General features: G+C 62.9%; 13 protein-coding genes. 6 read left to right on the top strand and 7 right to left on the bottom strand.

The genetic code is table 11. The features are described 5' to 3' along the window. The first annotated feature begins 4 nt into the window (after positions 1-4). Together AC3WMU_RS05690 and cuyB are read left to right on the top strand one after the other, a co-directional pair. A complete protein-coding gene (locus AC3WMU_RS05690) occupies positions 5-1486 on the top strand; it encodes an N-acyl-D-amino-acid deacylase family protein (RefSeq protein WP_492281960.1) in 1482 nt (493 codons plus the stop codon). Between the two features lies 1 nt (position 1487). Continuing rightward, positions 1488-2231, top strand: coding sequence for a cysteate racemase (gene cuyB, locus AC3WMU_RS05685; protein ID WP_006222164.1), 744 nt, complete (start codon positions 1488-1490; stop codon positions 2229-2231). 119 nt (positions 2232-2350) lie between these two features. On the opposite strand, the gene AC3WMU_RS05680 is transcribed toward cuyB, so the two are convergent. The 7 genes from AC3WMU_RS05680 to proC form a co-directional block, all read right to left on the bottom strand. Beyond that, positions 2351-3052 carry an ABC transporter ATP-binding protein gene (locus tag AC3WMU_RS05680; RefSeq protein ID WP_006222165.1) on the bottom strand — a complete coding sequence of 234 codons (702 nt, stop codon included), beginning with the start codon at positions 3050-3052 and terminating at the stop codon, positions 2351-2353. Continuing rightward, the gene (livG, locus tag AC3WMU_RS05675; protein ID WP_006222166.1) at positions 3052-3819 is read right to left on the bottom strand and encodes a high-affinity branched-chain amino acid ABC transporter ATP-binding protein LivG; all 768 of its coding nucleotides are present in this window, start codon (positions 3817-3819) and stop codon (positions 3052-3054) included. The genes AC3WMU_RS05680 and livG overlap by 1 nt, the downstream gene beginning before the upstream one ends. Then, positions 3816-5051, bottom strand: coding sequence for a high-affinity branched-chain amino acid ABC transporter permease LivM (locus tag AC3WMU_RS05670; protein ID WP_006222167.1), 1236 nt, complete (start codon positions 5049-5051; stop codon positions 3816-3818). Before AC3WMU_RS05670 ends, livG begins: the two co-directional genes overlap by 4 nt. Beyond that, on the bottom strand, positions 5051-5977 hold the full coding sequence (gene livH, locus AC3WMU_RS05665; protein ID WP_006222168.1) for a high-affinity branched-chain amino acid ABC transporter permease LivH: 927 nt from the start codon (positions 5975-5977) through the stop codon (positions 5051-5053). The genes AC3WMU_RS05670 and livH overlap by 1 nt, the downstream gene beginning before the upstream one ends. Positions 5978-6168: 191 nt before the next feature. Next, positions 6169-7284, bottom strand: coding sequence for a high-affinity branched-chain amino acid ABC transporter substrate-binding protein (locus tag AC3WMU_RS05660; RefSeq protein ID WP_006222169.1), 1116 nt, complete (start codon positions 7282-7284; stop codon positions 6169-6171). Positions 7285-7737: 453 nt separating this feature from the next. Then, positions 7738-8292 carry a queuosine precursor transporter gene (locus tag AC3WMU_RS05655; RefSeq protein ID WP_006222170.1) on the bottom strand — a complete coding sequence of 185 codons (555 nt, stop codon included), beginning with the start codon at positions 8290-8292 and terminating at the stop codon, positions 7738-7740. Continuing rightward, positions 8289-9122 carry a pyrroline-5-carboxylate reductase gene (gene proC / locus AC3WMU_RS05650; protein WP_006222171.1) on the bottom strand — a complete coding sequence of 278 codons (834 nt, stop codon included), beginning with the start codon at positions 9120-9122 and terminating at the stop codon, positions 8289-8291. The genes AC3WMU_RS05655 and proC overlap by 4 nt, the downstream gene beginning before the upstream one ends. A 194-nt stretch (positions 9123-9316) precedes the next feature. Between proC and ugpB the strand changes: the two genes are divergently transcribed. The 4 genes from ugpB to AC3WMU_RS05630 all read left to right on the top strand — a co-directional run bounded on the left by ugpB (position 9317) and on the right by AC3WMU_RS05630 (position 13723). After that, positions 9317-10630, top strand: coding sequence for a sn-glycerol-3-phosphate ABC transporter substrate-binding protein UgpB (gene ugpB / locus AC3WMU_RS05645; RefSeq protein ID WP_006222172.1), 1314 nt, complete (start codon positions 9317-9319; stop codon positions 10628-10630). A 200-nt stretch (positions 10631-10830) separates the two neighbouring features. Beyond that, on the top strand, positions 10831-11712 hold the full coding sequence (gene ugpA / locus AC3WMU_RS05640; protein WP_006219636.1) for a sn-glycerol-3-phosphate ABC transporter permease UgpA: 882 nt from the start codon (positions 10831-10833) through the stop codon (positions 11710-11712). Positions 11713-11733: 21 nt separating this feature from the next. Continuing rightward, the gene (gene ugpE, locus AC3WMU_RS05635; RefSeq protein ID WP_006222173.1) at positions 11734-12585 is read left to right on the top strand and encodes a sn-glycerol-3-phosphate ABC transporter permease UgpE; all 852 of its coding nucleotides are present in this window, start codon (positions 11734-11736) and stop codon (positions 12583-12585) included. Between the two features lie 49 nt (positions 12586-12634). Continuing rightward, a complete protein-coding gene (locus AC3WMU_RS05630) occupies positions 12635-13723 on the top strand; it encodes a sn-glycerol-3-phosphate import ATP-binding protein UgpC (protein ID WP_006222174.1) in 1089 nt (362 codons plus the stop codon). The last annotated feature ends 22 nt before the right edge of the window (positions 13724-13745 follow it).

Below are 13745 nucleotides of genomic sequence, written 5' to 3'. Positions count from 1 at the left end.
CCCCATGACGGACCGCATCTTGCAGGCAGACTTCATCGTGGCGGGCGCCACGCTTATCGACGGCTCGGGCGGGCCCGCCCGTCAGGGCGACCTGGCCGTGCTGGGCGAACGCATCGTGGCCGTGGGCAGCTTCGCCCACCCCGAGGGCGTGCCTGTGATCGACGGCCGCGGCCAGGTCCTGGCCCCCGGCTTCATCGATTCGCACACCCACGATGACGGCTACCTGCTGGCGCATCCGGACATGCTGCCCAAGGTGTCGCAAGGCATCACCACGGTCGTCACCGGCAATTGCGGGATCAGCCTTGCTCCGCTTCAACGCGACGCCATCCCGCAGCCGCTGGACCTGCTGGGTCCGCCGGAGCTGTTCCGCTTCGGCACCTTCCGCGCCTGGATGGATGCGCTGCGCGCCACGCCCGCCGCCGTGAACGTCATCCCGCTGGTGGGCCATACGACGCTGCGCGTCGCCGTCATGGACGACACGTCACGCGCCGCCGACGAGGGCGAACGCGCCGCCATGCGCAATCTGATGCAGGAAGCGCTGGACGCCGGCGCGTTCGGCGTTTCCACCGGCACGTTCTACCCGCCGGCCAGCGCCGCGCCCACCGATGAAATCATCGACGTCTGCCGCCCGCTCAAGCACTTGCGGGATTCGGGCCGGCACGGGCTGTACGCCACCCACCTGCGCGACGAAGCCGACCACATCGTGCCGGCCATGGAAGAAGCGCTGCTGATCGGCCGCGAGCTGGACTGCCGCGTGGTGTTCTCGCACCACAAGCTGGCGGGCGAACGCAACCATGGCCGCACGCGCGAAACCCTGGACCTGATCAGCCGCGCGGCCGCCAGCCAGCAGGTCTGCCTGGACTGCCACCCCTACCCCGCCACCTCCACCATGCTGCGCCTGGACCGCGCGCGGCTGGCCAGCCGCACGATGATCACCTGGTCCAAGGGCTACCCCGAGGCCACAGGCCGCGACTTCAGTGAGGTCATGCAGGAACTTGGCCTGGACGATGAAGCCGCGGTCGCGCGGCTGGCCCCGGCCGGCGCGATCTACTTCCTGATGGACCCGGCGGACGTCAACCGGATCTTCGCGCATCCGCTGACCATGGTCGGGTCAGACGGCCTGCCCTTCGACCCGCATCCGCACCCCCGCCAATGGGGTACGTTCACCAATGTGCTGCGCACGATGGTGCGTGAACAGCAGCTGCTGTCGCTGGAGGCCGCCATCCACAAAATGACGGGCTTGGCGGCTGGACAGTATGGCGTCGCCGAGCGCGGGTTACTGCGCGAGGGGTATCATGCTGACCTGGTGCTGTTCGATCCCGCCACGGTGACAGATGTGGCCACTTTTTCAGCTCCCATTCAGGCAAGCCAGGGCATCCACGCGGTGTGGGTCAACGGCAAACCGGTGTGGGACGGGGAACGGACCAGCGCTGAACGCCCGGGCCAGGTCCTGACGCCCGGCGACGCATTACCTCGGAGTTTATAAAGTGAAGACGTTTTCCCAGGGCTGCTACCTGGGTGTATTGGGCGGCATGGGCCCCATGGCCGGTGCGGCTTTCGCCCTTCGCCTGGCGGCGCTGACGCCCGCCGCGATCGACCAGCAACACATCCCCACGCTGCTGCGCAACGACCCCCGAATCCCCGACCGATCCAGCGCCTATATGGCGGGCGGCGAAAGCCCCCTTCCCCATATGGTCGACGGCGTGCGCTTCCTGGAGCAGGCCGGCGCGCAATTGATCGCCATCCCGTGCAACACGGCCCACCTCTGGTACGACGAGATCGCCGCGTCCACCGGCCTGCCCGTGCTGCACATCATCCAGGCCGTCATCGACGACCTGCGCCGGCTGGGCCTGCCGCGCGGCCGCATCGGCCTGATGGGCACCGCGGCCACCTTGAAGCTGGGCCTGTATCAGAAGCATCTTGAGGCCCAGGGCTACGAATGCATCGTGCCCGACGACGACGAAGTCGAGCGCTATTGCATGGGTTCGATCCGCGCCGTCAAAGGCAACCAGCTGGAAGCCGCCTTCGCGCCGGCCGCCGAGTGCATCGCTCGCCTGAAAGCACGCGGCGCCGACGCCGTGGTGCTGGGCTGCACCGAACTGCCGCTGGCCGTACCGCACGCGCTGCGCCCGAGCCTGGGCGTGACGCTGACGGATTCGATCGACGCGCTGGCCCGCGCCGCCATCGCGCACTATGAAGCCGACCAGGCCAAGCAACTGATAGCGGCGTGAAGGGTGACGCGCGCTGACGGTCAAGCCCTTTGGCTGCCCCGCCTTGCGCGCCACCCGAAAAAAAAGCGCATCTTTCGATGCGCCCCAATTTCCCTTCGCGGGGAATAACGCGCGAAACGTCAGCCGCCCAGGTAAGCCTTGCGGACCTGATCGTTGACCAGCAGATTGGCGCCCGTGTCCTGCAGCACGACACGGCCGTTCTCCAGCACATAACCGCGGTCGGCCACGCCCAGCGCCTTGTTCGCGTTCTGCTCCACCAGGAACACCGTCACGCCTTGTTCGCGGATCTCGCGGATGATGTCGAAGATCTGCGCGATCACCAGCGGGGCCAGGCCCAACGTAGGTTCGTCCAGCAACAGCAGGCGCGGACGCGTCATCAATGCGCGGCCGATGGCCAGCATCTGCTGTTCGCCGCCCGACATCAGGCCGGCACGCTGGCTGGAACGCTCTTTCAAGCGCGGGAACAAACCGTAGACGTGCTCGATGCCCGCCTCGATTTCCGACCGCTTCGAAAAGAAGCCGCCCATCATCAGGTTTTCGGCAACGGTCAGGTCCTTGAAGACCCGGCGACCTTCCGGCGAAATGGCGATGCCATTGCGCATGATGTGGTGCGTGTCCTTGTTGGTGATGTCCTCGCCTTCGAACGTGATCTTGCCTTCACGCGCCCGGGGGTTGCCGCAGACCGTCATCAGCAGCGTCGTCTTGCCGGCGCCGTTGGCCCCGATCAAGGTCACGATTTCGCCTTTGTTGACGTCCACGGACACGCCGTTCAACGCCTGGATGGCGCCGTAATAGGTGTGTATGTTTTCCAGCTTAAGCATCATTCCTCCCCCAGGTACGCTTTGATGACGCGCTCGTCGTTGCGCACCTGCTCGGGGGTGCCGGTAGTGATGGGCTTGCCGTGCTCCATGACGAGGATACGGTCGGAAATGCCCATGATCAGGCTCATGTCGTGCTCGATCAGCAGCACCGCGACGCCGAACTCGCGCCGCAGTTGGTCGATCAGCGATTGCAGATCCCGCTTTTCCTGAGGGTTCAGGCCAGCCGCCGGTTCGTCCAGCATCAAGAGGCGCGGCTTGGTGATCATGCAGCGCGCGATCTCCAGCCGGCGCTGATGGCCGTACGCCAGGTTGCCCGCTTCGCGGTTGGCGAACTCGCGCAAGCCCATGAAGTCCAGCCATTGCGCCGCGCGCGACAGCGCGTCGGTTTCGGACTGGCGATAGCCCTTGAGCTTCAACAGGCCCGGCAACAGCCGCGATTCCACCTGCGTGTGCTGGGCGACCAGCAGGTTTTCCAGCACGGTCAGTTGTTTGAACAGGCGCACGTTCTGGAACGTGCGCACCAGCCCGTGGCGCGCGACCTTATGGCTGGGCAGGCCGGTGATCGGCTTGCCGTCCATGATGATGTCGCCCGCCGTCGGCGCATAGAAGCCGCCCACGCAGTTGAACACGGTGGTCTTGCCGGCCCCGTTGGGGCCGATGATGGCGAAAACCTCGTCGGATTTGACTTCGAACGCCACGCTGTCGACGGCCAGCAGGCCGCCGAACCGCATGGTCAGTCCGGATACTTTAAGCAATGCCTCGCTCATTTAGACAGCTCCACGTGGGGACGCTTCATGGGCAACAACCCCTGCGGACGCCACATCATCATCAACACCATCACCAGACCGAACATCAGCATCCGGTACTCGGCGAATTCGCGCGCCAGTTCAGGCAGGACCGTCAGCAGCACGGCCGCCAGGATCACGCCCACCTGCGAGCCCATGCCGCCCAGCACCACAATGGCCAGGATCAGCGCAGATTCGATGAAGGTGAAGGATTCCGGGTTCACCATGCCTTGGCGCGCCGCGAAGAACGCGCCGCCGAAGCCGGCAAACGTGGCGCCCAGCGTGAACGCGGACAGCTTGATGCGCGTGGGGTTCAAGCCCAGTGAACGGCAAGCAATCTCGTCTTCGCGCAACGCTTCCCAGGCACGGCCGACCGGCATGCGGATCAGGCGCGTCGACACGAACAGCGTGACCAGCGCCAGCAACAGCGCCATCATGTACAGATAGATCACCATGTCCTGGTTCTGGAACGTCAGGCCGAAGAACTCGTGGAACGTCGTGCCCCCTTCCGTGCTGGCGCGGCGCGTCATCTCCAGGCCGAAGACGGTGGGCTTCGGAATCCCCGAAATGCCGTCCGGGCCACCGGTCAGCGTATTCAGGTTGATCAGCAGCAGGCGGATCATTTCACCGAACCCCAGCGTCACGATGGCCAGGTAGTCGCCCCGCAGGCGCAGCACTGGGAAACCCAGCACGAAGCCGAACAGGGCCGCCATCGCGCCCGAGAACGGCAGCGCTTCCCAGAAGCTCCAGCCGCCCCAGTGATACAGCAAGGCATAGGTGTAGGCGCCCACGGCATAGAAGCCGACAAAGCCCAGATCAAGCAGGCCGGCAAACCCCACCACGATGTTCAGGCCCAGGCCCAGCATCACGTAGATCAGCACCAGCGTGGCGATGTCGACCGAGCTGCGTCCCGCGAAGAACGGCCAGACAACGGCAATCGCCAGCAGCAATAGCGCAAGCCCCTTGTGGCTCTTGGCGGGCGCCGACGGCAACGTCGGAAGCGACGTCTTCAGCTTCTTGAACGGGATGGCGATCCAGGGGCGCAGCATCTGGAACACAAACACCACGGCCGCGGCAAGCGCCACCAGGCCCCAGTGGGATTCCATCGAGGTGCGAGCCCCCTGACGGATCAGTTGCAGGCCGAATACTGGCGTAACGATGACCGCCGTCAGCACGGCCGCCATCGTGGCGTTTTTAAGATTATTTTTCGACATCAGACTTTTTCCACCTCAGGTTTGCCCAGCAGCCCGGTGGGACGGAACAGCAGAATCAAGACCAGCAGCGAGAACGCCACGATGTCCTTGTACTGTGACGAGATATACGCAGCCGCGAACGTTTCGGCCAGGCCCAGCAGCACGCCGCCCAGCATGGCGCCGGGGATACTGCCGATACCGCCCAGCACCGCTGCCGTGAAGGCCTTGATGCCGGCCAAAAAGCCGATGAAGGGATTCAGTTTGCCGATGGTGATGGCGATCAGCACGCCGCCCACCGCCGCCAGGATCGCGCCCATCACGAACGTGAAGGAAATCACGCGGTTGGTGTCGATGCCCAGCAGGTTGGCCATGTGCATGTCCTGCGAGCAGGCGCGCGAGGCGCGGCCCATGCGGGAATACTTGATGAAGAGCGTCAGCCCGACCATCAGCACGACCGTCACGACAATGATCATGATGCGCGAATACGGCACCGTCACGTCAAAGTCCGATCCCATGTGGAACTGCACGGCGCCCGACACCAGCGAAGGCACGGCCATGTCGCGCGCGCCTTGGCCAAGAGCCACCCAGTTCTGCAGGAAGATCGACATGCCGATCGCCGAGATCAGCGCCACCAGTCGGGGGCTGCCTCGTACGGGCCGGTAGGCCACGCGTTCGACGGAAAAGCCGTAGATACCGGTCACGGTGATCGCGACAAGCAGCATGGCGGCGATGATGAATGGCACCGGCAAGCCGCTGTTGGTGCCGATGGACGTCAAGGTGACCAGGCCGACATAGGCGCCGATCATATAGATTTCGCCGTGGGCGAAGTTGATCATACCGATGATGCCGTAGACCATTGTGTAGCCGATGGCAATCAACGCATAGATCGCGCCCAGAGACAATCCATTGAAGAATTGCTGGGTAAGTTGGGGTATGAGGTCAGACATTATTTCTCTTGCTCCAAATGGTTCCGGCCCCGGTAGAGAGACCCGGAGCCGGAAACCTGGGCGTATTTTATAAGGGCCTGCCGTCAACTGATGCCGGCCGCACAGCGCTTTTGGCGCATCGCTACGCGGATTACGGCACAACGAGGACGACAGGCCCTACACGCCGGCACCGTGCCGGCGGGATCGCGAGTTTACAGCTGGGTCTTCTTTCCGTTCTTGTCCCATTTGTAAACAGCAAACTCGAAGTTCTTCAAATCACCCTTGGCATCGTATTCGACCTTGCCGATGCCGGTGTTGAAGGTAGTCTTGTGCATGTAGTCCGCGACCTTGGCGGGATCTTCGCCCACGGCGTTGATGCTGTCGGCCAGGATCTGCACGGCGGCGTACGCCGGCATCTGGAAGGCGCCGTCCGGATCGCGCTTGGCGTCCTTGAAGGCCTTCACGATGCTTTCGTTGCCGGGCAGCTTGGTGAAGTCGGCCGGCAGCGTGACGAGCAGGCCGTCGATGGCCGGGCCGGCGATGGCCACCAGATCCTGGTTGGCCGTGCCTTCCGGACCCATGAACTGGACCTTCAAGCCCTGTTCGCGCGCCTGGCGCAGCAGCAGGCCGAGTTCGGGGTGGTAACCACCGAAATAGACCAGGTCCACGCCCGCGGACTTCAGCTTGGTGATGATGGCCGAGTAATCGCTGTCGCCGACGTTGATGCCTTCGAACATGGCGACGTTCACGCCTTCCTTGCCCAGCGAATCCTTGACCTGGGTGGCCACGCCCGAGCCGTAGGTCTGCTTGTCGTGCAGCACAGCGACCTTCTGCGGCTTCAGCGTCTTGGCGATGTAGCTGGCGGCGTACGGGCCTTGCTGGTCATCGCGGCCGATCGTGCGGAAGAAGTAATGCGGCTTGATGGTGTCCGTCACCAGCGGCGACGTGGCGCCCGGGGTGATACCGACAATGCCCTCTTCCTCGTAGACCTTCACGGCGGCGACCGTCACGCCCGAGCATGCATGGGCGACGGCGAACTTGGCGCCGGAGTTGACCACGCGGTTGGCGGCCGGCACGGCCTGCTTGGGTTCGCAGCCGTCGTCGATCAGGATCGGTTCGAGCTTCTTGCCCTTCACGCCGCCCTTGGCGTTGATGGTCTCGATGGCGGTCAAGGCGCCGGCCTGGATCTGGTCGCCATATTGGGTGTTGGGGCCGGTCATGGGCTGGGGAATGCCGATCTTGATCGTGTCGGCGGCGTGCGCGGCGCCAGCCAAGGCAAGTGCCCCAAGCGCCATGGCTACCGGGGTAAGGCGATTCAGAAACTTCATGCGGAGTTCTCCAGCGAGGTTTTGAGCGGCTCTGATCGAAACGGGTTATCGGGTGGGTACCCCGCAATCCGTATCGCGCGTCGCCGGCTTCTTGGGCAAAAACACGGTGTGGCCGGTATTCTGGAAGCAAGCCGCCATACTGTCACTGCGTGTAATCCCCAATATTTGCAGCCCAACCTTTAATCGTGACGGATCAGCGAGACAAGCCCATGAATTCACTGGATAAATCGCAAATTTGCCTTATTAATGGATTGGCAAACAACAAGATTTTGTGCTTGGCGCAATATATGAAAAATCATTAATACGCCGTTCGAAAATGCATTTAAATACAGTACTTACGCGGGACTTACGAATAATGATTATCGCGTTAATAAAAAAGCGCACATCCGGCGGGCCTTGAGCCGCCGCGATGCACGCTTTTCTTTGGGCGCCTTGCCTACCCGATGATTGCGATCAGGCGTTGGCGGGTTTGGCCAGGTTCCACATCAGCGCACGGAACGGCGCCAGCATGCTGATATTGACCACCAGCTTGATCGCCAGGTCGCCCATCATCCACGTCGTCCAGGGCGCGCCGGTGGCGGCAAACGCCACGCTGAAGAACACCGCCGTGTCCAGGATCGCGCCCAGCACGCCCGATACCAGCGGCGCGCGCCACCAGCGCTGGTCGCGCAAGCGGTCAAAGACCTGGATGTCGACCAGTTGGGCGCAGATGTAGGCCAGGCCCGAAGCCAGCGCGATGCGCGGCGACGCTACCCAGAACGACACCACCAGCGCAGCGGCAAAGCCGAACCAGACCACGCGGCGCGCGGCGCCCGGGCCAAAGCGGCGGTTCAATACGTCGGTCACCAGGAAGGCCACCGGATAAGACAGCCCGCCCCAGGTCAGCCAGTCATTCAGCGGCACCTGGACCAAGATGTTCGAGCCCACCACCACCAGCAGCATGCACAGCACGGCAACACCGAACTGCAAGCGGCTCATGGGCGGAAAGCCCCGGCTTGCCACGCTCATTTCCCGAACTCCTCGGCCAGCTCGCGCGAGCGACGGGCCGCGGCGGCCATCGCGTCTTCCACGATGCCCGTGAAGCCGGCATCGCCGAACGCCGCCAAGGCAGCAGCCGTGGTGCCGCCCTTGGAGGTGACGCGTTCGCGCAGCACCGCCAGGGGCTCGGTAGACTCGGAGGCCAGCTTGGTCGCGCCCGCCAGCGTGCCCAGCGCCAACTGCTTGGCCTGGGCTTCGGTCAGCCCGACCTTCAGGCCGCCCGCCACCAGCGCTTCGAGGAACAGGAACACATACGCCGGACCACTGCCCGACAACGCCGTCACGCCATCCAGCGCGGCATCGTCGGCCACCCAGACCACTTGCCCGACGCTTGCCAGCAAGGTGGCGGCCAATTCGCGGTCGGCTTCGCTCACGCCGTCCAGCGCGGCAAGACCCGTGATGCCCGCGCCCACCAGCGCGGGCGTGTTCGGCATGCAGCGCACCAGGCGCTTGAACGGCGCGTCAGGCGAACCCAGCCAGCCGGCCAGGGTGTCGGCCCGGATTCCGGCCGCAACGCTTACCACCAAGGTGTCGTCCTGCAACCACTGACGTGTGGAAGCCACAACATCTTTCATGTTCTGTGGTTTGACTGCGAACACCCATACGCGGCACCGCGCCAGGGCCTCGTCGGGGGCCGTCGCGGTGGTCATGCCGCGGGCCTGCCAAGCGGCATGCCCATCCTGGTTTATGTCAATGACATGGATGTTCCCGGCGGGGCATACTTTGCCAGCCAGTCCGGAGGCCAAAGCGGCCGCCATATTGCCGCCGCCAATGAACGCAATCGAAAGTTCGTTTTTCATAGCCAAGCATTGTAAACGGTCAGCTTCGTTGGGGAAAAAAAAGAAAATGTTCGTTCGCGCCTAAAACGCGCAATTTGACAGGCGTTTAGAGTGATGTGAAAGTCACGGTTTTGTCACAAACAATTCATAAGGTGTCGTGTTTTCTGTGCCCGGACAACCCGGTCGCAACACGCCCAACTGGAGGAAACCTCACCATGCGATCCCATCGTATTGCTTTAACCTTCGCCGCCATCATGACGGCTTTCGCAGGCGCCTCCGCGCATGCCGCCACCGAGATCCAGTTCTGGCACTCGATGGAAGGCGCCCTGGGCGACCGCGTGAACGGTCTGGTGGACGAATTCAACAAGAAGAACCCTGACTACCAGGTCAAGGCAATCTACAAGGGCAACTACGGTGAGTCCATGAACGCCGGCATCGCCGCGTTCCGCGCCGGCAATGCCCCGGACATCCTCCAGGTGTTCGAAGTCGGCACCGCCACCATGATGTACGCCAAGGGCGCCATCAAGCCGGTGCAGCAGATGTCCGAAGAAGTCGGCAACCCGATCGACCCGAAAGAATTCATCGGCGCGGTCGCGGGCTACTACTCGTCGGCCGACGGCAAGCTGGTGTCGATGCCCTTCAACAGCTCGACCGTGGTGTTCTACTACAACAAGGACGCCTTCAAGAAGGCTGGCCTGGACGCCGACAATCCCCCCAAGACCTGGGAAGAGCTGGCAGCCGCCGGCCAGAAGCTGAAGGCAGCCGGCCAGGAATGCGGCTACACGACCTCCTGGCCGTCGTGGGTCCAGCTGGAAACGTTCTCGGCCTGGCATAACGTGCCGTACGCCACCAAGGACAACGGTTTCGGCGGCCTGGACGCTCGCATCGCCATCAACACTCCGCTGCACGTGCGCCATCTGGAAAACCTGGCCAAGCTGGGCAAGGAAGGCATCTTCATGTACGGCGGCCGCGGCGACGAGCCGAACTCGCTGTTCATCAGCGGCAAGTGCGCCATGATCACCGGTTCGTCCGGCCTGCGCGCCAACATCGCCAAGAACGCCAAGTTCGAATTCGGCACCTCGACCGTGCCCTACTACGCCGACGTGCAAGGCGCCCCGCAGAACACCATCATCGGCGGCGCTTCGCTGTGGGTCTTCGCCAACAAGAAGCCGGAAACCTACAAGGGCGTGACCGCGTTCTTCAAGTTCCTGGCCAGCCCGGAAATCGCCGCTCGCTGGCACCAGCAGACGGGCTATGTTCCGGTCACCAAGGCTGCCTACGAACTGACGAAGAAAGACGGTTTCTACGACAAGAACCCGGGCACCGAAGTCGGCGTGAAGCAGCTGAACGTGGAAACGACCGCGCAGTCGCGTGGCCTGCGCCTGGGCTTCCTGCCGCAGATCCGTGAAATCGAAGACGCTGAAATCGAACGCATCGTGTCCGGCAAGGTTGCGGCCAAGGACGGCGCCGAGAACATCGTCAAGCGCGGCAACGAGTTGCTGGAGAAGTTCGAGAAGAGTGTAAAGTAACGCCCTTTCCGGGACGCCGCCCGGTGTTTGTCAACTAGCATTTTCCATGCAATGACAAGCACTTAGCGGCCAGACCGGATGCAAGCGCAAGGCTTAAAGCCCTGGTTTTTTTAGGGCTTTAAGCCTATCGTATTTTTATGAAAGCGGTTTCAAGCGGCGGTTAATCCAACCGCCGCTTTTCTGTACCTTGGGTTCCCCCTATGGAAAAACGCGTTGTATTCGGGCACAAGACCTTGCCCTATCTGCTGCTTCTGCCGCAGCTGATCATTACCGTGGTCTTCTTTTTCCTGCCCGCCGGACAAGCCATGTGGCAGTCCATGCGGCTGGAAGATGCCTTCGGTCTGTCGTCCGAGTTCGTCGGGCTCGACAACTTCATGGAACTGTTCTCGCAACAGGCCTACCTCGATTCCTTCCGCGTCACCGCCGTGTTTTCGGTGCTGGTGGCGGTGGTGGGTCTTGGCGTGTCCTTGCTGCTGGCCGTCATGGCCGACCGCGTGATCCGCGGCGCAGGACTCTACAAGACGCTGCTGATCTGGCCCTACGCCGTGGCGCCCGCCGTCGTCGGCGTGCTGTGGCTGTTCATGTTCTCCCCTTCCGTCGGCATCCTGGCGGTCGCGTTGCGCAAGTCCGGCGTGGACTGGAACCCCCGGCTGGACGGCAACCAGGCAATGATGCTGGTGCTGGTGGCTGCCGTGTGGAAGCAGATCTCGTACAACTTCCTGTTCTTCCTGGCAGGCCTGCAATCGATCCCGCGTTCGCTCATCGAAGCCGCCGCGATCGACGGCGCAAGCCCGGCTCGCCGCTTCTGGAGCATCGTGTTCCCGCTGCTGTCGCCCACCACGTTCTTCCTGCTCGTGGTCAACATCATCTATGCCTTCTTCGACACCTTCGCGGTCGTGGATACCACCACGCAAGGCGGTCCCGGCACGTCGACCTCGATCCTGGTCTACAAGGTGTATAGCGACGGCTTCCGCGGCCTGGACCTGGGTTCGTCCGCAGCCCAGTCGGTTGTGCTGATGTTCATTGTGGTTGCCTTGACGGTCGTACAGTTCCGGTACGTCGACCGCAAAGTGCAGTATTGATTTTGTTCGAGGCTAATAACAATGGTTGAACGCCGTCCCTGGCTGGATATTCTGGCCCACGTCATTCTGCTCTGCGGGGTGGCGATGGTGGCATTTCCGCTTTACATCACTTTCGTCGCGTCTACCCAGACCGCTCAGGAAGTGGCACAAGCGCCGATGTCGCTGATTCCCGGTCCGCACTTTGTCGATAACTACATGCAGGCGCTGTTCGGCGGCTCGTCCGGCGGTTCGTCGGGCGCGCCCGTGGGCCGCATGATGTATGTCAGCCTGATCATGGCCCTGTCGATTTCCATCGGCAAGATCGCGATCTCGCTGCTGTCGGCTTTCGCGGTCGTGTACTTCCGCTTTCCCGGCCGCATGTTCTTCTTCTGGATGATCTTCGTCACCCTGATGCTGCCCGTCGAAGTCCGGATCGCGCCCACCTACAAGGTGGTGGCTGACCTGGGCCTGCTCAACAGCTATGCCGGCCTGACGCTTCCGCTGATTGCGTCGGCCACGGCCACCTTCCTGTTCCGCCAGTTCTTCCTGACGGTGCCGGACGAGCTGATCGAAGCCGCGCGCATCGACGGCGCAGGCCCGGTACGTTTCTTCTTCGACGTGCTGCTGCCCCTGTCCAAGACCAGCATCGCCGCCCTGTTCGTGATCCAGTTCATCTATGGCTGGAACCAATACCTGTGGCCGCTGCTCGTCACCACCCAGGAAGACATGTACCCCGTCGTCATCGGCATCAAGCGGATGATCAGCGGCGGCGACAGCGTCACCGAATGGAACATCACCATGGCCACCGCCATGCTGGCCATGATTCCGCCGGCGCTCGTCGTCATCCTGATGCAGAAATGGTTCGTCAAGGGTCTGGTCGACACTGAAAAGTGACGCTTGCCCATCCGCACCCACCCGAACACGACTCCGAACACGAATAAACATGGCTACTCTCAGCTTCCGTAACGTCAAGAAAACCTACGCCGGCAACGTGCCGGTCATCCATGGCATCGACATGGATGTCAAAGACGGTGAATTCATCGTCATCGTCGGCCCGTCGGGCTGCGGCAAATCCACGCTGATGCGCATGGTCGCCGGCCTGGAATCCGTCACCAGCGGCGACATCGTGATCGACGACAAGGTCGTCAACACGCTGGAACCCGCCGAACGCGATATCGCAATGGTGTTCCAGAACTACGCGCTCTACCCGCACATGACCGTGTTCGAGAACATGGCCTACGGCTTGAAGATCCGCAAGTTCTCCAAGGAAGAGATCAAGAAGCGTGTCGACGTTGCCGCGCAGATCCTGGAACTGAGCCACCTGCTGGACCGCCGCCCCCGCGCGCTGTCCGGCGGCCAGCGCCAGCGCGTCGCCATGGGCCGCGCCATCGTGCGCGAACCCAAGGTCTTCCTGTTCGACGAGCCGCTGTCCAACCTGGACGCCAAGCTGCGCGTGGCGATGCGTCTGGAAATCATGAAGCTGCATCGTCGCCTGGGCACCACCAGCCTGTACGTGACGCACGATCAGGTCGAAGCCATGACCCTGGCCCACCGCATGATCGTCATGTATCAGGGCGTGCCCGAGCAGATCGGCACCCCGATGGAAGTGTTCGAAAAGCCTGCGTCGACGTTTGTCGCCGGCTTTATCGGCTCGCCCCCGATGAACCTGATGGAAGTGCAAGTGTCCGGCGACGGCACGGTACAGACCACCGACGGCATGGCGCTGGAGATCTCGCCGCTGCAGGTGCCGGCGCAGGTTCGTGGCCGCAAGGTCATCATGGGCATGCGTCCGGAACACATGCTGCTGAACACGCAAGGCGTGCCGGCGGAAGTCGAAATGGTGGAAACCCTGGGTTCGGAACAGCTGGTCCACTGCCGCTGCGGCAAGACCACGCTGGTCGTGCGCTGCACCACCCGCCAGTTGTCCGAGTCGTCCGCCAAGGTGACGGACCGCGTCAACGTGGGCCCGGACGGCCGCCATCCCCTGCACTGGTTCGAAGCCGACACGGGCCGCCGCGTCCAAGGCCTGTAAACCTTTCTGCGCATCCTCGAAA

The organism is Achromobacter sp. FW305-C-13, assembly GCF_058783475.1.
This window is presented reverse-complemented; position numbering and strand designations above follow the sequence as displayed.